Origin of the sequence: Rhizobium sp. LjRoot98, assembly GCF_964252935.1 — a bacterium.
Classification (GTDB): Bacteria; Pseudomonadota; Alphaproteobacteria; order Rhizobiales; family Rhizobiaceae; genus Pararhizobium.
The window spans coordinates 332,507-353,969 of record NZ_CAXUPW020000001.1; the positions used below are offsets into that span (position 1 = coordinate 332,507).

A 21,463-nucleotide genomic window follows, 5' to 3' on the forward strand; every position below is an offset into this window, starting at 1 on the left:
TGGTTAGAAAACTGGCGCACCTTAATCATGTGCAGTGCCTGCGGCAAGCACTCTATCGCGCCATTCGTTGCCGGCTCCCGTCAATTACGCTGGCATCAACGGCGGTTTTACGCATTTCGGGGCTCGCCCAACCGCGAGAACAGGCCGACCGATATTTATGGGATTGAATGGAAGCGGGTAACCTTTCGTTAACAATTGCGTCGCCAAATGAGAGAATGTCAGGGGCAAGCGTGGGGTTCTGGATGCGTGGGCAGATTTTACGCCGCATGATTGCGATGCTCGGCGCGTCGGCAGTGCTTTTTTCAGCGGTGACCGTTTCGGCGCAAGGCCTTCCGGTCCCACTGCCCCGGTCAAAGCCGGAGACGCTGGTAAAGGCCGGACGGGTGCCCTCCTCTGAAGTCACAGGCTCCATCATTTCCGCCACCGCCTCGATACCGGTCAACTCGAACCTGAAAGCCGGGCTGGACGCACTCTCCAACAGAGATGCGGCGAAGGCTATCGTGGCGCGAAACGCCATGACCCAAGGCACGCTCGACCGCCACATTCTCACCTGGGCGATCGCCACCTCGGGTCAGAAAGGCGTGCCTTCCTATGAAATCGCCGCTGCGCAGCAGGAATTGAAGGGCTGGCCGGGGCTTGGCGCACTGCGTGCCAATTCCGAGCGTGCGCTCTATCGGGAAAACCCGGCAGCCGCTGATGTGCTCTCCGCCTTTGGCACGACACGGCCGGAGACGGCGGATGGGACCATCATTCTTGCCCGGGCCCTGCAACAGACCGGCAACATGAATGCGGCAGCGAAGTTGCTACGAGGCCTATGGCTGAAAGATGCCCTCGACAAGGACAACGAGACCCGGATTCTCGCAGAATTTCCGGGCCTCCTGACAACCGCTGACCACAAACAGCGCATGGAAATGTTGCTCTATCGCGGCCGCCTCGACCAGGCATCCCGCTTCAGCGACCTCGGCAAGGCGCAATCGCTGTATCGCGCCTGGGTCGCGACGGCCAAGAAGGCCGATAACGCGGCGGCACTGATTGCAGCCGTCGACCGGTCCTGGGCCAACGAACCGGCCTACCTGTTTATCCGGGTCGAATACCTGCGCAAGCAGGAGAAATATGAAGAGGCAGCCAAGCTTCTAGCCGGCCTGCCGAAAGACAAGGACGCGCTGGTCAATCCGGGCGAATGGTGGGTTGAACAACGGATCATCAGCCGGGGCCTGCTCGACCAGGGTAAGTTCAAGGCTGCCTATGCAATCGCCGCAAACAATTCCGCCGCCAACCCGGCCGATATCGTCGATGCGGAATTCCATGCCGGCTGGTATGCGCTGCGCGGACTGAAGGACGCAACAACCGCAACGCAGCACTTTCAACGCATCCTGAAAGCATCTAATAGACCTATTTCGGTTTCGCGGGCCTGGTACTGGATGGGCCGCGCAGCTGAAGCAGGCGGCCCCGGCGATGCAAAAGAGTATTTTGCCAAGGCCGCAACGCTTTCTGGGACATTTTACGGGCAGCTTGCCGCAGCCCGGCTTGGCCGCACGGGGCTGAATGTTACCTACCCATCACCGACGGCCGAGGATCGCGGGCGGTTCGAGGGGCGCGAGGCAGTTCAGGCTATCGCGCGGCTGGAACAGGCAGGGCATGCGTGGCGGGCCGACAATCTCTACCGCGCGCTGGCCGAGGAGCTGACCAGCCCGGGAGAACTTGCCATCCTTTCAGCCCGCGCGGAAAAAGCCGGAGGGCACCAGTTGTCGCTGCAGATCGGCAAACTCGCCTTCGGCCGGGGCATCGACGTCGCAGCCCTCGCCTTCCCGATCGGCGTCATTCCGGCAAATGCCAATATCAGTGGCGCGGGCAAGGCTTTGGCCTATGCGATTGCCCGCCAGGAAAGCGCCTTCAACCCGGCAGCCATCTCGCCGGCCAATGCACGCGGATTGCTTCAGATCCTGCCCGGCACCGCCAAGGGCGTCGCCGGGCGGCACGGCCTTGCCTATTCCCAGGAGCGGCTGACGACGGATACCGCCTATAATGCCACGCTCGGCGCGCATTATCTTGGCGAACAGATCGATGATTTCGGTGGCTCCTATATCCTCACCTTCATCGCCTATAATGCCGGCCCCCGGCGCGTACCGGACTGGATAAACCGGTACGGCGACCCGCGCGGCAAATCGATCGACGACGTCGTCGACTGGATCGAGCGAATTCCATTTGCCGAAACCCGAAATTATGTGCAACGGGTGATGGAAAACTATCAGGTCTACAAGTCCCGGCTCGGGCAGACAGCAGATATAGTACAGGATCTGCGCGTGGGCCGCTGACAACAGTCCTTTTGTTCACCTGCCAGAAACAGCACCCGGATTGCCGGCGGATATAAACCCGCCGCCCCTCTTCCGGGACTGCCCTGATGAGCTATGCTTCTCCCGACAATCAGCAACGGGAGAGATCGTGACAAGCGCCACCAAGACGAGTTTTCAAGAACTCCGGTTTTCAACCAGCGACGGATTACAGCTCTATGCCCGCGACTATGGCAATGGCGATCCACGAACGGCAGGAACGCTTCCGATCGTCTGCCTGCCTGGGCTCAGCCGCAACAGCCGCGATTTTCATCTTCTGGCAATGCGGCTCTCAACTCACCCCGAAAACCCGCACCGCGTCATTGCGCTCGACTATCGAGGCCGCGGATTTTCAGATTGGGACACAGATAAAAGCCGCTATCAGCTGCCGGTGGAGGCCGAAGACGTTCTGTGTGCGTGCGCCGCTTTCGATGTAACGCGCGCCATTTTCATTGGCACGTCCCGCGGCGGTCTGATCCTTCATCTTCTTGCTGCGATGCGCCCGGCCCTGCTGGCAGCCATCGTCCTCAACGACATCGGGCCAGTCATCGAAATTGCCGGTCTGCTACAGATTCGACGGTATCTGGAGGCGCAACCGACGTTGCACTCCTGGGACGAGGCAGTCGAAAGCTTGAAAAGAGTGCATGGCCCGGCCTTCCCGTCCCTGGAAGAGCCAGACTGGAGGGATATGGCGGATGCCATCTTCCGTGACAAGGACGGTATGATCGTCGCCGATTTCGACCCGGCCCTGATCGAGCCACTGAAAAACTTGGATGCAGATATGCCGGTTCCTGATCTCTGGGCGCTTTATCAAGGTTTTCAGACAATGCCCCTGATGGCCATCCGGGGTGAGAATTCCAGCATTCTGTCACGCGCAACCTTCGCGGAGATGGCAAAACGGCATCCACATATGACGCTGGTCAATGCCGTGGGACAAGGACACGCGCCGCTTCTGCATCGCCCAGATTTGCTTGACGAAATCACGGCGTTCATCGGCAGGATTTTGTAAAGGCGCCGATTACGCGAATGGCGGTTAAAAGGCCAAGGCCAGGTAAACCGTAAAACGGAAAAAGCCCGGTCTTTCGACCGGGCTTTCCATCACTGATATGAAATCAGAGATTAGAAGTCGCGCTGCAGACGGAGGAAGCCGGAGACTTCGTCGCCGCCAATGCCGTAACGACGGGAGTCGTCTACGTCCTGGTACTGAACCGTTGCGAGGGTCTTCAGACCGTCGGTGATCTGGTAGCCAGCCGTCAGGCCTACACGCCAAGCGTCAACACCGTTGATGAAAGCGTAGTCGCCGAAGTACTGAGCAGCCGGAGTGATGGTCAGCTTGTCAGTTGCCTTGAATTCATACGAGGCAGCAACGGTCCATTCGGATTCGTTGTAGTATACGTTCGGGTCAGAAGCCCAGACGCCTGCCAGGTTGAATGTGCCAGCACCGAGTTCAGCGGAGATGATAGCGCGGATAGCGCCTTCTTCGCGTTCAGTGTCGTAAGCGCCGAGCAGGGTAGCTGTTACGCCACCAACCGAGCCGGACAGCATGGCAGCAACGCCGAGGCCGTTGTCTTCACGACCGAAGTCGTTCGGCAGACCCATCGGCAGGCCCTTTACGCGGCCAATGCCTTCGATTTCGTCAACCGAGAGACCGGCCTTGAATGCGCCGCCATCGTAGGTGTACGAGATCGAGTTGAACAGGGTGTTGGTTGCAAGAGCGTCGGTTTCGCCGGCGATGCCGTCGTCCCACCAGCTGTAGTAGTAGCCGAACTTGAAGCCAGCGATCGCGATCGAAGCTGTGTCAAGGAAGGTCGAGCCGCCGTTTACAGAGCTGTCAGCATTGGTCTGCAGAACGATGGTGCTTTCGAGCGTGCCAAGTTCAGTGTCGTTCTTGGCGTCGAACTGCAGCTGGCCACGTGTGAACGTATCCCAGTCAGACGTGCCCGAACGGTCACGACCGAAGTTGGTCTGGAAACGGACGTAACCGCCGATCTTCAGGCAGGTTTCCGTGCCCGGGATGTAGAAGTAGCCAGTGCCGAAAGCGTCGCAAACGCGAACGTATTCCATTGGTTCCGGCTCAGCAGCAACGATTGCGTCAGCTGCCTGGGCGCCGGATACTGCTGCGAGAGCTGCAGCGGAGCCGAGAAGAAGGCTCTTGATGTTCATTTCTGACCTCCAGTCAAAAGTTTCAAACAGGTCTGGGTATTATACTGAAGGACAGTATTCCCTGCCCCATCCCCAACATTTAAGAAGTCGGACGATCAACCGCCCTTGCTTCCGGAGTTGAAAATACAAGACGGGACCGCTGGCGCAATCACCAACTTGCGAGTTCGTCATGTTTGGCCCGCCCTTCCCCCTGCGCTGTTGCTGAAACGACACAAAAACGCCCCAAGCGGCCGGAAGTTATTAACAAGACGTTAAGAAAACCCTTTATTCATCGGGACTTAGCTGCACCCTTCGCGGTGCGATCCGTATCATAACGGGGCGAAAATGGGGCGAAACGGCTGTGCGCAGCCGGATTCGCGGCACGGTCCACGAGGCGCTTCGACGGCCGCTACACCAATCGCGGACAGTCGAGAACCGGAATCATGGTGTCATTCGATGAGATCAGCGGCACGATTCGGAGAATCATTAATGCGGGGAGCCCGCCGGCACGATTCGTATGTTCCTGACGAACAATCAAACTGCGCATGCCAATTTATTGCGTAGGCCGTCCTGACCACCGATCGGATATCGACCTCGCCGTGGAGCAGACAAGAGACATCAAAGAGCTGCGTAACCAGAATCGATTGCCGCTGACCAAAAGGGAGAGTTGAGCACCTGTCGTACTCGCCCCGTCAGCGAAGACTGGAGGGAGCCATTCCGGCGTCGCGATCAGCAAGCCGCACCTAAACCCGCGAGAGGATGAAATGGAGCCAGGCTCTTTGGAACCGGAAAAACGGCAAGGTGCGATTTGGAACTGATTTCCGGCGCAGCAATTGATGCGGGCCGATGTGCGTGCCAAAAATCGAGCTTAAGATCTGATGGCGGGCCGTGCCCGACGATGATGAGCACTATGTCTACGCTATAGCCCTCTAACGCCGCAACGCTCTTTCGGGCTGTCGGCGGAGATTGGCGGCTATGGGGTAGCGACCGCGGTCATGTCGCACTATCGACGGCCCGCCGCCTATATGGCGGAGGTGCAGCGCAGTTGGATTGCAGCGTTTTCTTAGCGCGTACCCGTCCAGCGTTTCGGCTTCTTGGCGTTCCCGAGCTTGACGGATGGCCGCACAGGAATCGATGGCTTTTTTAACCGTCTTGGGCTACTGCTTTACAAGCCTATACGGGGTGTTGGGCGCTTGAGGCACATTCAGGTATAGCGAGGCCGAATCGAAGAAAGGAGGCGATTATGTCTACGAAGCATTTTCTCGCCCTTCTGAATTCGCATATCGACGGGGATGAGGATCAGTTCCTCTCCATAGCCCTTCAGGTTGCTGCTCAGGAAGCTCGCCAGGGACGCACCGACGAGGCCGACAAACTGAAGCGCCTTGTCCAGAAAGCCCGCGATCAGCTCCGGGTCGGGAAACCGGCTGGCGGGCAAACACCGATCCCGTTGGCGCGGCCTCGTGGCGAACTCCAAGGGTTGGTCGAGAGCGCCTATCCGAAGGTCACGCTGTCGAGCATGGTGCTGTCGGATGACATCGGCAAACGCCTCGCGCGCATCTTGCGGCAGCAGCAGGAGCGCGTGACCCTGCGCGAACACGGCCAGACGCCGGCGACCCACATGCTGCTCGTCGGTCCGCCGGGAACCGGCAAGACCATGACGGCCTCAGCGCTGGCTGGTGAATTGCGCCTTCCGCTCTTCACTGTCCGCCTGGAGGCGTTGTTCAGCCGATTTTTCGGCGAGACGGCAGGGAAAATGCGTCTGCTGTTCGACCAGATCGCCCAGACGCGCGGCGTTTATCTCCTTGATGAGTTCGACGCGATCGGTGCCCGCCGGGGAGATCCCAACGACGTGGGCGAGATTCGGCGCGTCCTGAACTCCGTCCTGGCGTTCATGGAGGAACCAAATTCGACTGATAGTCTCGTGTTGGCGGCGACAAATCATGTCGAGATACTGGACGAGGCCTTGGCCCGACGGTTCGACGAAGTGATCGAATACACATTACCGGATGCGGCCTCCGCTCGGGCCATCGTCGAGCGCCGCCTCGGAAAATTCAAGTTCGCAGCCAAATCGTGGGCGTCGCTTGATGCCGTGCTGGAAGGCCTCAGCCAGGGCGAACTGGTGCGGGCGGCGGATGCCGTCGTCAAGGACGCCATTCTTGAGGGCGCATCAAAGGCTTCTCCCGACGCGCTACGTGGCGCCTTGGAGAACCGCCAGACGCTGAAGGGAAAGTTCCGTCGTCAGCCCGGCCGGTAGGCAGGCTACACCGATCGGATTGAACGGAACGCGCATGAACAAGTAGGGACATATGGCGGAGCCTGATAACCACGACACGAGAAACCGTCCGCATATCCCGATCGATCTCTTCCGTGAGACAGCGGCCTATACTTATCCGGCCCGCAATCAAGATCGTAAGCCGCTTCGTGGCGACTATGCCGCGCACGCCACCCGACTTCTCGACCAGCTCAGCGCGGCTCTGGGTGACACGCCACAGGCCGGAGCGGATTCCCGTCTTTCTGTCCAGGGCCTGAAGCCAGGAACGATCGTCGAAATTACGACGCTTCCGCCGGCCGAAGATTCCCGAACCAAAGCCGTCAAAATTCCAACGGCTGTAGAGTTTCCAACGCAAGACGTGGTCGTGCTTCGTTCCGAGCGGAACGATGATCGCACGGAAAGCGCCTTACTCTTCGTGCCCGACGACGCGCGAAACTTTCTGCAAGGCCGGATTGCTGACTACGGTCGCGATCCGGGCAATCAACGCCGCCCCGATGTCGAACGCTTCGAGGTAGTTGAGGAAGTCCGCGCGATAGATACCGGTTCACTGTTTACCGGCGAAGTGGACCTGACGGCACCGGACATCATGTGGTGGGAACTTTGGGTCCGCCAGCCAGTGGCATTGGCAGATCGCATCGCGAGTGCCGCACGGGCTGCAAACGTCGACGTCCACGGCGACCGCCTCCTTTTCCCTGACACCACGGTCCTTTTCCTTCACGCCGCCGCCGCGAACGTCTTGGCCTTTGCGACAAGGGTGCCAGGCGCTATCACGGAAATCCGCCGAGCGACCGGAACGATCGAACCATTCCTCGATCGTGGTGCGACAGGCCTTGGCCAACACGATTGGGCCGACGAGTTGGCGCAACGCGTCGAGGAACCGGCAGCACATACACCTGTCGTCTGCACGCTCGACACCGGCATTGCCGCCGCCCATCCCTTGATCGCAGCCGGACTTCGCGGCGCGTGGGCTTACGATGCGGCTTGGGGCGCGGACGATGACCAGCCGAATGGCGGCCACGGCACACCGCTTGCGGGTCTAGTCCTCTATGGCGACCTTGAACCATTCATGAACGACACACGCCCGGTAGTGCTGACACATGGCGTCGAGTCGATGAAGCTGCTGCCGCCGCACGGTTTTCCGGCTACCAAGCCACCCAGCTACGGCGTCGTGACGCAAGGCGCCGTCGGCCTGGTTGAAATCGAAAGCCCGGACGTCCTGCGTAGTTTCTGTATCGCCACCTCCGCGACAGATTTTCCTCCAAGCCGACCATCGACCTGGAGCGGCGCGATCGATCAGATCGCCGCTGGCGCAATGCCTGGCGAGGCAGATGATAAGGTGCCGGCAGCCGAGCGGCCCAAGCGCTTACTTGTCGTGGCGACCGGGAACGTGTCTGGCGGGATGGCAATAGATGTTCTGCCGTCCCAGCCGCTGGAAGATCCCTCACAGAGTTGGAACGCCCTGACCATCGGTGGTTTCACCCGCAAGGAGCAATCACCGGCACCGCCGCCGGTGCTGAGTTCGGCTGTCCCAGCCAATCATCGCAGTCCATTCAGCCGTGGATCGCAATCCCTTCCCGACGACCTGACGCCCATCAAGCCCGAAGTCCTGTTTGAGGCTGGCAATATGATGTCCGATGCTACAGGATTTTGTGGTTGGGACCCGTCGGTGTCACTCCTCTCGGTGGGGTCGGATGTGGCGACGGAGCCGCTGGTGCCGTTCTGGGCAACCAGCGCGGCGGCAGGCATGGCGGGTAACTTCGTAGGAAGGTTGCAGGCGGCGCGACCCGATCTTTGGCCGGAAACGCATCGTGCGCTGACGGTGGATTCTGCGCGCTGGCCTGAACCGATCCGCAAGAAGTTCATCGGACGTGGCGCGCATTGGAAAACTGGTTCCAAGACCCAGAAGCAGCAGCATCTTCGCGAGTTCGGCTATGGCGTGCCCGACCTTGAGCGCGCGATCCTCTCGGCACAGAACGACGCGACCTTGGTCGCTCAAGCCGAGATCCAGCCTTTTGCCATTGGCGCGGACGGCAGGACCGGTGTCTTCAACGAGATGCACTTCTACGATCTGCCATGGCCAAGGGCCGCGCTGGAGAAGCTCGAAAACGAAATCGTCACAATGAAGGTTACGCTCTCCTATTTCATCGAGCCGAACCTGACCGGTAAAGCTGCAACAAGACCCGATACTTACCGCTCCTTCGGTCTACGCTTCGATATGAAGAAGCGTACAGAGACAGACGCCCGTTTCCGTAGCCGCATTTCGGCCAGTCAGGCGAAGGACGGCACGGAAGCCGATGGCGAGACGAGTTGCTGGCTGTTGGGACCGAAGGCCGTGCAAGCCGGTTCCTTACATTGTGATCTCTGGCGCGGGCGGGCGATCGACCTGGCTGGACATGATGCCATAGCCGTCTATCCCGTCGGCGGTTGGTGGAAGTCGCATGCTGGGCAGAAGCGCATCGCGGACAAGGCACGCTATGCGTTGGTGATTTCGATTTCCGCACCGGGACATAGCATCGACCTCTATTCGGAAATTACTACCTTGGTTGAAGCTAAGGAGATCGAGGTGCTGCTCGGCTGAAGCTGCCAACCGGCAGCAAGCACAATTTTGACTGCTGGCCACACCGATCCGTGTCGGTCTATTGGGTACAGGAACAAGCATGCGGCGTTTTCGAACATTGCCAGGAGATTTCGACGCGCGATGCTATGGCCTTGAACCTGTTCAGGATCAATGGGACGATCAGGTCAAAAAGCTTCACGGAGAGAACCAAGCTCGAACAATCGAGGGATTGAAGGCCGAGTTCGGTGTTTGGGGTTTCGAACGGAAACTGGCCGATTTTATCGCCATTGGCGTGAAACCATTCTCCGTCCAGAGTTACCACAACGCCTTCTTCGATCAGACGCGACGCGCTTTTGTTCAAGGGCCTACTATCCCGCACTTATCGGTGCATGCGCTTTGGGTGAGCGCATTCTCAACCACCTCGTCCTTGATCTGCGCGACGACTACTCTCACACTGCCGAGCACGCCGATGTCGCTTCGGATGCCAGCTTCTCGAACTGGCGACGGATGATTGTTGCCCTGTCTGCCTGGGGCGTCATTGATGCAGAGGTGGCGATCCTGTTTCGGACCCTGTCAGGGCTCCGGCACCGATCCGTTCATTTCAATCCCAAGACGTACGACAGCGTGCGCGAAGACGCTCTAAATGCGATCACCACCTTGCGCGATATTTTGCAGAAGCAGTTCTCGGCGTTCGGTCCCCAACCCTGGTTCATGCCGGGTACGCCGGGGGTTTGCTTTATCGCCAAGGACTACGAAGAAAATCCCTTCGTGAGGCGGTTCATTACTCCGAGTGCTGTCTATGTTGGACCACTGCATAACACTCGCATCACCGAGAACGGTTCCTGGCAGTTCGTCGATTGGCCGCCCGACGTCTATGGAGCCGGCGAAATTAGCGACGAGCAGTATCGACAGGTGTTCAACGACCGAACACCTGAGTCGCTTGTCCCCCTCGATGGTCCGCACGTCCCGGCAACCATTCTAGGGCCTGACGATGTCTTGCGACTGTGATTCTGCACCGGGGGAGCGGCTGCCATTTCCAGACCTTCCGGGGGCGAAAACCACCACAGATTTCCGGACGTTAGACGGACGGCAGGAGTTTCCGACGGAACAAACTGGAATAGGTCCGATCGCGCGCTAGGATCGGATCATATCCTCCCCTGTCGTAAACGATCTTGGCTGCGGCCCCCGTGGTTGAGAGCGGCAGCACAGCGGCGTTAGGGTGGCGCTCAACGAATAAGTCATTCTCTTCGTAGATGCCCTCCATGCCGCCGACGATCACTGCCGCGCTGAAACTGCGACTGTCGATCATTGCGCGCCTCATCGCCGTCAAGCTAGCCGTTCGGTCGTTCCCCACAGCGGGCACCATCTGGACATTGACGAAGTCTGCAAGTTCGGGGGGCAAACGCCCCGCAAACAGCTTGCTTTGATAGATTGCCAACCGGTCACGATCGAGGTTGGCCTCGCGGGCGAACAACGCCAGCAGTGGCGTAATCGCTGGATGGCCGCCGCATGTAATTCGTCCGATCGGCAAAACCACTTCGACCAGCGCCTTGATTGCCTCTCGGATGGCGAGAACGTCAGCGGTATCAAAAAACACTCGATCACGCTCAGGCAAGGGCACACTAGCAGACAGGAATATTTCAATCATATCAGCAGCTCCTTCAGCAGCTTCGGAGCCTTCGACATCTGCACGGCTCGGATTGGCAAATGGGAGTCAAGCCAGTCGAGATGAGATAACCACGTATTTAGTATGCCCCGGTTGTCGTAGATCATCCAGATCTCTCTTGTCTCAACAGCGGGATCGGTGATTGCCTCGAATACTTCGTTGATCCGGTCGGAAGTGGGAATTCCTACAGCTGGTACAATCGCGAGCGTCCGACTGGCTGCGGCCTTGAGAGCAATCCAGCCTTCAACCTGGACAGTGGGATCAAGCCCTTCGTCGCGCGCAGCGTCGCAAAAATTATCGACGAGGTATCGATGGCGCGCAGCAATTGCTGGAGCGCGCAATCGTTCGACCTCGTCGCAAATTCTCGTCACCAGCGCTTTGGTTGCCCAGCGCCCCCGCATTGGAAGAAATCCAACGAAATCGCTCCGCCGAAGTTTCATAAAGTGGCTGAAGGACGAAGCAGGATCTTCCTTTTGCCCCGGCCACAGTAAGTGCAGGATTTGAACATTGGTCGCGTTTGCGCGTGCCAGCTCTTCTGCGGTCCAGCGGCCTTCTCGAAATCCGGGCGTGTCGATCAGCACCACGACATCGGAATCCGACATTCTGTGCCAGAGCTGCGATTGGAAGTCTGCGGCCGGAGGCACCGATCGCACGTCGATAAAGACATCAAAGCCTCTGGCATCGAGCGCGTCATACAGCCGATCAGCCAGCGGCTGAGACCCCGTTCGCTTGTAGCTGATGAACAATCGCCGCTCACGCCGCAGCAGCCGGAATGTCTCAAGGATGAGCGTGACAAGCCGGTCGATGCCTTCGTCATTGGGTCCCAATACGATCGCATTGACATGCCTGAGCTGCGGCGGAATTTCTGCATGTACCACGGACAAATCCGAGACGACCGGAGCGATCACTATCGAGTCGCCGATCAACTCAGTCACAAGCCCGGTATCAGCGATGTTTGCCGGTGAGCCAAAAAAGACCGCCATCGTTGGCGCATTTAGGCTGCGGGTAGAGGCGTCTACATGGTTGAGGAATTTGATCGCGTTCGCCGAAATTCCGAGGCCCTGAAGCGCCAGCTCGACGCTACGGCGCAGGCGAGAACCATGTCTGTCGGCTGCGCCCAGCATGACGACTTGGTAGGGTGACGTTATGCCGGAAACATTGCTCATCGGCCGGCCAATCCGGCAGCAGTTTCAATCCAGCCGCCAATGTTACTCCTGCCATTCTGGCCTGAGAAGTCGTAGCTCATGCAGTGGGTTGAGAGCTGGACGACAGTGCTGGTTTTCGGCGCGTCGAACCAAAGATCTCCTTCAGGAATCGCAAGTGTGTAATCTGCGTAGGCGACCCACTTTCCACCCTTCCATTCGGCGAGATATATGCCGCGATCGGTTTTATAAAGTCCCATCTGCGCCAGAGGATCGGCACCCTTCGTAGATGTCTCTTTATCTTTATTCTGGACGCCGTGGATGTAAACGGTAAGCAAGCCGTTGCCCTTGATGATGCTGCGAGCAATCTCGTAGCGCACCCACCGCCGCGACCATGTGTCAGTCCCAGCAAGTACACAGGTGACGGAGGTATTTTCCAATCCCTTGCGGAGAAAGGTTTTCAGCGCGTCATCCCCCTCCTTTTTCGAGGCTTCGAACACGCTGTTGTCAAAGAAACCCCGACTTTCCTCATCGGCTTCTCTCACGACCCAACTGTTGCGGACATTCCACGCGCGCCAGACATCCGGGACATAGTGGAAGGAAAAGAATGTTTTGCGCGGCATTTAACCCTCAACCTGCTTAATTATGCCCGTCCCAACTCGGCCCCAATCCAGGCGCCGCCCCGATACGCGACTTCCGACGCTGGGGACGACGCCCGCTCAACTGGTTCAGCGTGCTTTCACGGCGTCGCTCACCCAAGTTTCGATGTTTGTCTTGATGTGGTCGTACACATTCGTGCTGGTGGTGTATGGCGGATCATACACTTTGCCAGTCACAGCCACCCCATCAACAGTAAGGCCTGTGAACGGATTAGATCCCTTCGACGCCTGGTTGCCGTCCGAGTCCTTCAGATTGTGGACATGAATGGCCAGAACGCCCAGTCCATCTTTCCAAGCTTTCTTGATCTCGTGCTTGACCCACCGACGACCGGCCGTCTTCTCCCCGACGAGCACGACAAGGCATTCCTTGCCTTTCATGTTGTCGGCTATCCATTTTTCAATGGCGTCGTCGCCCTTCTTCTTGATCTCTTCCCATTTATTCGATTCCAGCAATGGCTGTTCTTCGATGGCCCCGATCTGCCGGACCTGTGATACACGCCAGCTATCCGGCTTGTAATGAAAGCTGAGAAAACACTTCTTCGCCATAACGCCTCCCTTTTTTCGTTTGAACATCGAGAGATAGCACCTTGGGTTGAGATTTGCGACCCGCTGCGCAACGGAAATCGACCGTTCTGGCGCTATGGGCGTTCAATGTTGTGGATCACTTTACTCATCAACCGGCCGCAGCACGAATGTAACCACGCTGATTCAAGTACTTTCGGCGATAAAACTAAAAACCATGGCCCATATCCACGCTGCTAATATCGTTATTTAAGCGATTACCCGTTTGATTAAATAAGGGGTGAGCTTAAGTAAGCGCGATTTATTATAATTCGCCCTAGTCAGCGGCCGGATATGCAAGCTCGGCTTTTAAGGCACGACAGTCACACCACCATGTCAGCCGACCTCAACGGCGGGTTCGTGGTCCGCGCGCCAGACATCGAAGCTTTCGCGTGCCCTGTCGGTCAGAAGCGATGCAAACACGTCGGGATCGCCTGCATAGAGACAATGCCGCATGACCGTAAACGGATTGAGCGGAGTACCCTCGGGGCGAGCCTCGAAGTCGGCTTTGTAGCGCCGCACCTCGCCAATCGTCTCACGGAGGTAGAAGTTGAACTTGCCCCGGCTGATATCGGGCTTGAGGTCGATGACCTGCTGCGTGAAGCCATCCACCTTGTGCGGCTCGAAATCCTGCCCAGGGAAAAAATGCTTCGCAATGCGCAGCAGGCTGAAGGCGTTAAGCGGGGAATATTTACGAGGCGCGGCATCAACGACAGCTTCCGGCTCGGCAGGAACGACGGCCGACTCTTCCTCGATCTCGGCATAGGCATCGGTCCGCTCGATCTCTTCGGCCGTCCCGTCGCGAATGGCGCGGAACTCCCGATCAGCCAGTTCGAACAGGGCGGCGAGCGTGTTAATGCGACGTTTCAAACCATTCGGGATCGACTTCTTATATTTGATCTTGTGATCGAGAATGCTCCAGGAATCCTGAACCACTGTCCGAATCTGAAGTTCAAATGGATAGTCGGCATAGGCGGCATATTCCTTCAGCGTCCTTCGACCCTCGCTCAGGCGCAGATCGAGATGCAGACCCTTGTATCCGAAGGCATCCGCCGTTTCCTCCATCTGCGCTGTCTTGTCGGTGACACCCAGCACGTCGAACTCGGCCGATATGAGAGATTTCACCCGCTCGACATCGTCCTCATAGAAACAGACGATGCGCAGCCCGATCAGATCGGAGATGTGGTCGCGTATGGCATAAGCCGTCTTCGTGCTTTCCAGCCCCGTCTGATACTTCAGCCGGAACTTGCTCAGGCATTCCTCACGTTCCTTGATCCGCCCTTCGACCTTAGCGCCCGCAATCGCTGCATCCGTGGCGAGAAGGGAACCTATCATGGTGATGAAGGCGTTCCGGGCCGCTTCCATCGTATCCCACGAGGCGTCGTAGAATTCGCGAAAGACGACTTTCTCGGTTTCGTAGTCCTGCGACGCCATCTCACCCCCAAGTGTTGTTGTGATAACCCTACGTTGAGATCTGCCCGACGCAAATCCTCCGCCGCGATTAATCATCATGATTGAGGGGGAAAGCCTTCCCCTGCGGTCGAGCCAGGGTCTCGTCCGACCCCTTCTGCGGGGACACCCCGCAACGCCCCGAGACGATACGGCGATCAGGGTCTCATGAGTTTGGGCATCGAAGGCCTCGCACCCTGATCCAGTTTTTCTCCCGGCTCCCGCTGACGCTCACGCCGGGCGGTTTGCTTGGGGGCGCTGCCCCCTGGCGCGGTCAAGGGTAAAGCGCCGGCGAGCCGGCGCCGTCCGGGGTGGTCTCCCCAACCTTCCGCGCGGATGCGATGTTCAGCACATCCGTCATGACGGACATCCGCTTGTGCAGGTCGGGTGATCCCCCTCCACCCCGGCCGCCCTTGCCCTTGCACCCCCCGGTCTCGCCGACGGGCAGGGTTTCAGCGCGGCGCTTCGCTGCGCGAAACCCAAGCCCATAGGAGAAAGACCATGACGACCCCTGCCAATGAGACGACCGCCATCCCCGTTGCCGTGACCGGCGCGGAGGTGTTCATCCCGCTCAACAAGCTCAAGAAGCACCCGAACAACGCCCGCAAGACGCCGCACAGCGAGGCGTCCATCGAAGCGAAGGCGGCGAGCATCCACGCCAAGGGCATCCTGCAAAACCTCGTGGTGGAGCCGGAGGTTGACGCCGAAGGAGCCGCGACCGGCTTCTATCTGGTCAGCATCGGTGAAGGCCGCAGGCTGGCGCAGTTGCTGCGTATGAAGCGCAAGCAGATCAAGAAGACGGAACCGATCCGCTGCGTCATCGACACCGTGAACGACGCCAGCGAAATCAGTCTGGACGAGAACGTCACCCGCGAAGACCTCTCGCCCGCCGATCAGTTCGAGCGCTTCCGCGAGCTGGCCGAGACGCGCGGTTGGGGCGCGGAGGAAATCGCAGCCCGCTTCGGCGTGACGGCCCATGTCGTGCGCCAGCGGATGCGCCTTGGCGCTGTCAGCCCCAAGCTGATGCAGGTCTATCGCGACGGTGGCCTGACCTTGGAGCAGTTGATGGCCTTTGCCATCGTGGACGATCCGGCCCGGCAGGAGCAGGTCTATGAAAACCTGTCGTGGAACAAAGACCCGTCAACCATTCGCCGCGACCTGACCCGGATGCACATCGCGGCGACGGATCGGCGGGCGGTCTTCGTTGGCGCGGAGGCGTATACCGAAGCGGGCGGCGTGATCCTGCGCGACCTGTTCACCGAGGATCGCGGCGGCTTCTATGAGGATGCCCCGTTGCTCGACCGGCTGGTCATCGAGAACCTCCTCGAAATCGCGGAAAGCGTGAAGGCCGGGGAAGGCTGGAAGTGGGCGGAGGTCCATATCGACTATCCGCATGGCAACGGTCTGCGCCGCACCTATCCGCATCCGGTGGCGCTGTCGGGGGAGGACGAGGCCGCCTATGCCGCCGCGCAGGCCGACTATGACGCGCTGACCGAGCAGTATGACAGCGCCGAGGAACTGCCCGATGACGTGGATCAGCGGTTCGGGGAGTTGGAGGCCGAGATCGAGCGTATCGACGCGCTTCGCCATGCCTATGAAGCGGACGAGATCGCGCGGGGCGGTGTGTTCGTCATCCTCTCCCATGACGGCGAAGCCCGCATCGAGCGCGGCTTTATCCGGGCCGAGGACGAGAAGCCGGAACCCGAAGGTGATGTGGACGGTGACAGCGGCAGCGTGGTGGACGGCGTTCGCGTCAACAGCGATGGCGAGATCATCGAGGATGGCGACCATGACGAGGACGGCCACTCGGTTCCCGTGTCGGAGGCCGAGGACGAGGACGCCGGGGATGCGGGCAAGCCGCTGTCGGACCTTCTTATCCGTGACCTGACCTCGCACCGGACGCTGGGCCTTCGCCTTGCCTTGGGCGAGCAGCCGGACATGGCGCTGATCGCCGTCACCCATGCGCTGGCGGCGCAGACCTTCTATCGCGGCGTGGATGCCGCCTGCCTCGAAATCCGCCCGACCAGCAGCTTCCTTGCATCCCATGCGGACGGGATCGAGGACACCGCGGCGGGGAAGGCGCTGGCGGATCGTCACGCCGGATGGGCGGCGGACATGCCGCGCGATGTGGCGGACCTGTGGGACTTCGTTGCCGGTCTGGACCATGCCAGCGTCATGGCGCTGTTCGCCCATTGTGCCTCGCTCACCGTCAACGCGGTCAAGCAGCCTTGGGAGCGCAAGCCCCACGCCCATGCGACGGCGGACAAGCTGGCGACGGCGGTGGCGCTCGACATGACGGCGCACTGGACGCCGACCGTGCGAACCTATCTCGGTCGCGTCACCAAGGCGCACATCCTCGCCGCCGTGCGCGAAGCCGTCAGCCACGCGGCGGCGGAGCGGATCGCGGGCTTGAAGAAGACGGACATGGCGGGGGCTGCCGAGCAGCTTCTGGCCGGAACCGGCTGGCTTCCCGCCGCCCTGCGAACGGCGCGGCCCGCGTGGCTGAACGAGCAGCAGCTGGACAGTGACACTTTCCAGATCGCCGCCGAGTGAGGACCGGGCCGGGATCGCATCAGCGGTCCCGGCCTTTCACCCGCCAAAATTCCGGTCGCGCGGTGTCCACCGCGCGACCGGCTGACCTCGACTGTCCGATGACGGCGACCGTCATCGGGGCTATGGAGAACCATCATGATCGCCGTGATGTTGATGAGCGTGGCGCTGATCGCGGGACTGTGCGTCCTGGCCTATACGCTCGCCGTCTATGCGCTGCCCTTCATGCTCGCCGTGGAAGCGGCGCGTTTCGCATACGCCACCGGCTCCGGCCTGATCGGCGCGGGTCTCGTCGGCCTCGTCATCGGTGCCGTCGCCTATGGCCTGCTGGTGTTCGCCTTCACCTCGCTGCGCTCGCCGGTTCTGCGCCTGATCGTGGCGCTGGTCTTCGCCGCGCCCGCCGCCGTCGCGGGATACGCCCTTATCCACGGCATCACGCGCGAGGCCGTGCCGTCCGAAATCTGGCGGCAGATCTTCTGTATCATCGGCGGCGGTGTCGTCGGCGTGTCGGCGCTGTTGCGGTTGGCGCCACCTATGAACGGACCGCCGACCTGATACCGGACGAAAGAGACGCCAGAACGAAATCGGCGCGAGCCGACACCGAAGTTTTCGGCAGGGTGACGACCTCGTATCCCAAGGCCGGTATGACCATCGCGAGCCGTCGATACTCGGCCAGCCCCGTCTTGAAGCCGTGTTGGCGCTCGCTGTCGGCTTCGTAAATCTCCGGCCATGGCGGGGCCATGAAAACACGCCGATGATACCGATGCGCCGCGCAAAGCGTTTCCAGAACGGTATCGCCCGTCAAAGCATCGAGAGCCGACGCCGCATCGATCAGCCCACGGTCGAAAAAGACCCAGCCCGAAAGCGCGCGTGCGGACTGCCGGTCGGCCAGCGCCATCTCGATCGCGCGACGGGCGAAAGCTGCCGGATCGGCCCATGGGAGCGCCTTACGGTCGCCCGCCAGTTCCTCGCTCACGATGCGGCGGCCGGGCTCTTCGACGACATTATGTCCGCGCGCGCAAAGCTCCGCCAGAAGAGTCGATTTTCCGCCACCCGAGCAGCCGGAAAGCAAGACGAAATTATCAGCCAATGTGGATTCCCCTTTCCATGATGCTGGCAACCGGCGGCGCAGTAGAGCTGTTGCGCGGTTATTTGACGGTGGGAGATGCGCTCGGAGTTTCCTCGACAAGCGTGCTATAAGGTAACGCCTTACTTCGATGGTCGCAATCCAGGCAACACCAGACAAGTCGTCCGAATACGAGAAACGTCGATAGCGAGGGCGTTGCCCTGCGGGCCGCGCTTTCGGCAGCGCCGGAACCCCGCCTTCGTCGAGTTTCCGCCATTCGGCTTCAATCGCTAACGCGAAGAGCGGCGGTCGGCGGCCCCTTTCCGATGATGAAGCCCCGCTCGGGGGAGCGCGGGTGCGGCGGTAGCCGTTCACAGCGGCGGCGGCAGGACCATGACGGCGGTCTCTCTGTTCTCGGCATCGACACTTTCGGCCGGGTTGCGCGCGTAGAATCGGAGATCGCCCGTTGGCGAGAGCGGTCCCGTCACTGCGGCAGGTGATCGTCTCCGGCCTTCCGAAGCCGGCGTTATGAAGACGGGGGAGGATCGGGACGCGCAGCAATCCGCCGGTGAACGATGGACGGGCCTTGCCGTCGAAGGTCAGGGGTAAGGTTGACGCGGCCGGAGGTTCACCACCGATTTCGGGTATGGCGCGGAGGCCGACCGCCACCAGTGCCGTGTTCCTCGGATTTCCCTGTCAGCCACGCCCACGGCGTCCTCGAATGGATTGGGTCTGACCGAAGACCGGCTGCGCCTCGCTCGTCTTCCCGCAACGTCCCCCGCCAGCTTTTTTCCGCCGCGCGCGGGCGCGCTTTGCATCGCGAAGCAAAAAAGCTGTCGCCGGCCGCCGTCCATTGCATTTCCGCCCTTCGGGTGCGGGGCCGAGCGTCCCCGGTCGCACGACCACCATCGAGGCCGCGATAGGCGCGGCCGGATGCGAAAAGGAACACGACAATGGCGACCATCGGCACCTTCACCAAGAACGAAAACGGCTCGGCTGGCTTCACCGGCGCGGTCAAGACCCTGACCCTCAACGTCAAGACCGTGAAGTTCGTCCCCACCGAGGGCGACAGCGAGCGCGGCCCCGACTTCCGTATCTTCGCCGGGGCCACGGAATTTGGTGCGGCCTGGAAGAAGACGGCCCGCGAGACGCAGCGCGAATATCTCTCCGTCAAGCTGGACGATCCGAGCTTCCCCGCACCGATCTACGCCAGCCTGGTCGAGGGCGAGGATGGCGAAGCCCATAACCTCATCTGGTCCCGCCGCAACGGCGACTGAGCCGGACACGTCCCGAAGCCTCGCTCACCCGAGCGGGGCTTCGTCATGGTCATGGCCACCACCGCCTGTCAGGGAATACGGCGATCAGGATGTGCTATTTTCAGGGTTTGCGGCTTGGCACATCCCGATCAGATCCTGATGCCCGGCGCCCGCTGGCGCTCATGCCGGGCGGGTCTGGCTAGGGGCGCTGCCCCCGCGCGGTGCAAGGGATCGCTGACGCTCGTCCGGGCCGGTGTCCCCGGCCTTCCTCCACGTCGTTCCTCCGTTCCGTGCAGGCCGGGTGATCCCCCTCCGGCCCGGCCGCCCTTGCACCTTGCTACCCCGGTCTCGGCGACGGCCAGGGTTGCAGCGCAGCGCTGCGCTCCAACCCAGACCCACGGAGACAGATCATGTATCATCAACTCGCCACCCGGTTCGGCCGCAACAGCCACCAGATCAGCGGGCGCGAAGCCCTCAACAACGACGCCCTTTACCGCCACGTCCCGTCCGTGTTCGCCCGCGAGGCCCATGACAGCCGGTCGGACCGCTATGTGTACGTCCCCACCATCGAGATCGTGGAGGGGCTGCGGAAGGAAGGATGGCTTCCGTTCTTCGCCGTGCAGTCCGTGCCGCGCGACGGGAGCCGCCACGGCCACGCCAAGCATATGCTGCGCCTTCGCCGGGATGACGGCATCGGCAAGCCCGAGGCGGCGGAGGTCATCATCGTCAATTCCCATGACGGAACGTCGGCCTATCAGATGTTCGCAGGCGTGTTGCGGTTCGTCTGCACCAACAGCATGATCGCGGGCGAGCGCTTCGAGGAGGTCCGCGTCCCCCACAAGGGCGGCATACAGGATCAGATCATCGAAGGCGTCTATACGGTCGCCGAGGACTTCCCGCGCCTGATCGACGCGACCGAGACGATGAAGGAGACGCGCCTGTCGCCGGATGAACAGCGCGTGTTGGCCGAGGCCAGCCTTGTTGCCCGCTATGGCGAGGACGAAAGCCCCGTCTGCCCCGATCAGATCATCGCCCCGCGCCGCCGCGAGGATGTCGGGCAAAGCCTGTGGAGCACGTTCAACGTCATTCAGGAGAACATGATACGCGGCGGGCTGGAGGGGCGGCGCACCAATGCCGAGGGCCGTATCCGTCGCAGCCAGACTCGCCCCATCAACGGCATCGACCAGAATGTCGGGCTGAACCGCGCGCTGTGGACGCTGGCCGAAGGGATGCAACGCCTGAAACGCGGATGATCGTGGAGCCGTGCAGCCGGGTTTCCGGTTGCACGGCTTTCGTCATCTCCGGCTATCCGATTTTCCGCCGATCCGTGGCCCCGGATCGGCGGCGCGGCCGTGTCGTCGCCACGGCCGCCGCTCGCCGGGCTGCGCCCGGCTCGCCAGATCGACTTTTCCATGTTAAGTAATCATTAGCCAATATTGATCGTATTGCGCGATCTACATATGCGATAACGCTGACTTCAAAGCATATCCCAAGTTGTGGACACTTCGTCTTTCCAGCGCTGATCCCATGCTGGAAGAAAAGAGGTGACGCCATGCCGAGTTCTGATTGGCGCTCGCCGGCCGCCTATGGACATGCCCAGAGCATTCCTGCCGCCGGCTTCGCTTGGGAATATCTCCGTCGCGACGACGAGTATCGCCGCGACTTCCATCGCCTGAAGCGGAAATCCCGCCACGACACCGAGGCGCAGACCGCGTTCTCCAACCGCTGGGGGTTGCGATTTCGCGGCGGACCCGGACCAGCCCGCCGATCGCGCATCGCTTTTCTGGACGCCGTCGCTTCAGCCTGACGCCTT

At 60.6% G+C, this 21,463-nt stretch carries 17 protein-coding genes; 10 read left to right on the plus strand and 7 right to left on the minus strand.

All coding sequences use genetic code 11. From position 1 onward, the window contains the following. Positions 1-242 precede the first annotated feature (242 nt). Together ACSQ3J_RS01630 and ACSQ3J_RS01635 are read left to right on the plus strand one after the other, a co-directional pair. Positions 243-2,315 carry a lytic transglycosylase domain-containing protein gene (locus ACSQ3J_RS01630; RefSeq protein ID WP_060503615.1) on the plus strand — a complete coding sequence of 691 codons (2,073 nt, stop codon included), beginning with the start codon at positions 243-245 and terminating at the stop codon, positions 2,313-2,315. A gap of 127 nt (positions 2,316-2,442) precedes the next feature. Continuing rightward, positions 2,443-3,339, plus strand: a complete 897-nt coding sequence (locus tag ACSQ3J_RS01635) for an alpha/beta fold hydrolase (RefSeq protein ID WP_060503616.1) — start codon at positions 2,443-2,445, stop codon at positions 3,337-3,339. 110 nt (positions 3,340-3,449) lie between these two features. On the opposite strand, the gene ACSQ3J_RS01640 is transcribed toward ACSQ3J_RS01635, so the two are convergent. After that, positions 3,450-4,493 (minus strand): porin, encoded by a 1,044-nt coding sequence (locus ACSQ3J_RS01640; RefSeq protein WP_060503617.1) that lies wholly within the window; start codon positions 4,491-4,493, stop codon positions 3,450-3,452. 1,222 nt (positions 4,494-5,715) lie between these two features. On the opposite strand from ACSQ3J_RS01640, the gene ACSQ3J_RS01645 reads away from it, so the two are divergent. From ACSQ3J_RS01645 to ACSQ3J_RS01655, 3 genes are all read left to right on the plus strand, one after another. Further along, on the plus strand, positions 5,716-6,726 hold the full coding sequence (locus ACSQ3J_RS01645; protein ID WP_436038553.1) for an AAA family ATPase: 1,011 nt from the start codon (positions 5,716-5,718) through the stop codon (positions 6,724-6,726). Positions 6,727-6,778: 52 nt separating this feature from the next. Beyond that, on the plus strand, positions 6,779-9,322 hold the full coding sequence (locus tag ACSQ3J_RS01650; RefSeq protein ID WP_436038554.1) for a S8 family peptidase: 2,544 nt from the start codon (positions 6,779-6,781) through the stop codon (positions 9,320-9,322). A gap of 375 nt (positions 9,323-9,697) precedes the next feature. Then, the gene (locus ACSQ3J_RS01655) at positions 9,698-10,309 is read left to right on the plus strand and encodes a hypothetical protein (RefSeq protein ID WP_436038555.1); all 612 of its coding nucleotides are present in this window, start codon (positions 9,698-9,700) and stop codon (positions 10,307-10,309) included. Positions 10,310-10,379: 70 nt separating this feature from the next. Here ACSQ3J_RS01655 and ACSQ3J_RS01660 read toward each other — a convergent pair whose 3' ends face one another. From ACSQ3J_RS01660 to ACSQ3J_RS01680, 5 genes are all read right to left on the minus strand, one after another. Further along, positions 10,380-10,949, minus strand: a complete 570-nt coding sequence (locus ACSQ3J_RS01660) for a hypothetical protein (RefSeq protein WP_436038556.1) — start codon at positions 10,947-10,949, stop codon at positions 10,380-10,382. Next, on the minus strand, positions 10,946-12,133 hold the full coding sequence (locus tag ACSQ3J_RS01665) for a toll/interleukin-1 receptor domain-containing protein (protein ID WP_436038557.1): 1,188 nt from the start codon (positions 12,131-12,133) through the stop codon (positions 10,946-10,948). Before ACSQ3J_RS01665 ends, ACSQ3J_RS01660 begins: the two co-directional genes overlap by 4 nt. Further along, positions 12,130-12,732: a TIR domain-containing protein gene (locus tag ACSQ3J_RS01670; RefSeq protein WP_436038558.1), complete on the minus strand. Its 603-nt coding sequence runs from the start codon at positions 12,730-12,732 to the stop codon at positions 12,130-12,132. Before ACSQ3J_RS01670 ends, ACSQ3J_RS01665 begins: the two co-directional genes overlap by 4 nt. 105 nt (positions 12,733-12,837) lie before the next feature. Further along, positions 12,838-13,314 (minus strand): TIR domain-containing protein, encoded by a 477-nt coding sequence (locus ACSQ3J_RS01675; protein WP_436038559.1) that lies wholly within the window; start codon positions 13,312-13,314, stop codon positions 12,838-12,840. Positions 13,315-13,665: 351 nt separating this feature from the next. After that, positions 13,666-14,763: a GTP pyrophosphokinase gene (locus tag ACSQ3J_RS01680; protein ID WP_436038560.1), complete on the minus strand. Its 1,098-nt coding sequence runs from the start codon at positions 14,761-14,763 to the stop codon at positions 13,666-13,668. A gap of 516 nt (positions 14,764-15,279) precedes the next feature. On the opposite strand from ACSQ3J_RS01680, the gene ACSQ3J_RS01685 reads away from it, so the two are divergent. Together ACSQ3J_RS01685 and ACSQ3J_RS01690 are read left to right on the plus strand one after the other, a co-directional pair. Further along, entirely contained in the window at positions 15,280-17,331 is a 2,052-nt protein-coding gene (locus ACSQ3J_RS01685) for a ParB/RepB/Spo0J family partition protein (RefSeq protein WP_436038561.1), read from the plus strand. A gap of 135 nt (positions 17,332-17,466) precedes the next feature. Continuing rightward, positions 17,467-17,883: a hypothetical protein gene (locus ACSQ3J_RS01690; protein ID WP_436038562.1), complete on the plus strand. Its 417-nt coding sequence runs from the start codon at positions 17,467-17,469 to the stop codon at positions 17,881-17,883. On the opposite strand, the gene ACSQ3J_RS01695 is transcribed toward ACSQ3J_RS01690, so the two are convergent. After that, positions 17,861-18,418 carry an AAA family ATPase gene (locus ACSQ3J_RS01695; protein WP_436038563.1) on the minus strand — a complete coding sequence of 186 codons (558 nt, stop codon included), beginning with the start codon at positions 18,416-18,418 and terminating at the stop codon, positions 17,861-17,863. The two genes, ACSQ3J_RS01690 and ACSQ3J_RS01695, sit on opposite strands and share 23 nt — an antisense overlap. Before the next feature lie 929 nt (positions 18,419-19,347). Between ACSQ3J_RS01695 and ACSQ3J_RS01700 the strand changes: the two genes are divergently transcribed. The 3 genes from ACSQ3J_RS01700 (at position 19,348) to ACSQ3J_RS01710 (ending at position 21,457) form a co-directional block, all read left to right on the plus strand. Further along, positions 19,348-19,671, plus strand: a complete 324-nt coding sequence (locus tag ACSQ3J_RS01700) for a DUF736 domain-containing protein (protein ID WP_436038564.1) — start codon at positions 19,348-19,350, stop codon at positions 19,669-19,671. Between the two features lie 389 nt (positions 19,672-20,060). Further along, the gene (locus tag ACSQ3J_RS01705; RefSeq protein ID WP_436038565.1) at positions 20,061-20,903 is read left to right on the plus strand and encodes a DUF932 domain-containing protein; all 843 of its coding nucleotides are present in this window, start codon (positions 20,061-20,063) and stop codon (positions 20,901-20,903) included. A gap of 299 nt (positions 20,904-21,202) precedes the next feature. Then, complete coding sequence (locus ACSQ3J_RS01710) at positions 21,203-21,457, plus strand: transcriptional regulator domain-containing protein (RefSeq protein ID WP_436038566.1); 255 nt, start codon at positions 21,203-21,205, stop codon at positions 21,455-21,457. Positions 21,458-21,463: the final 6 nt, after the last annotated feature.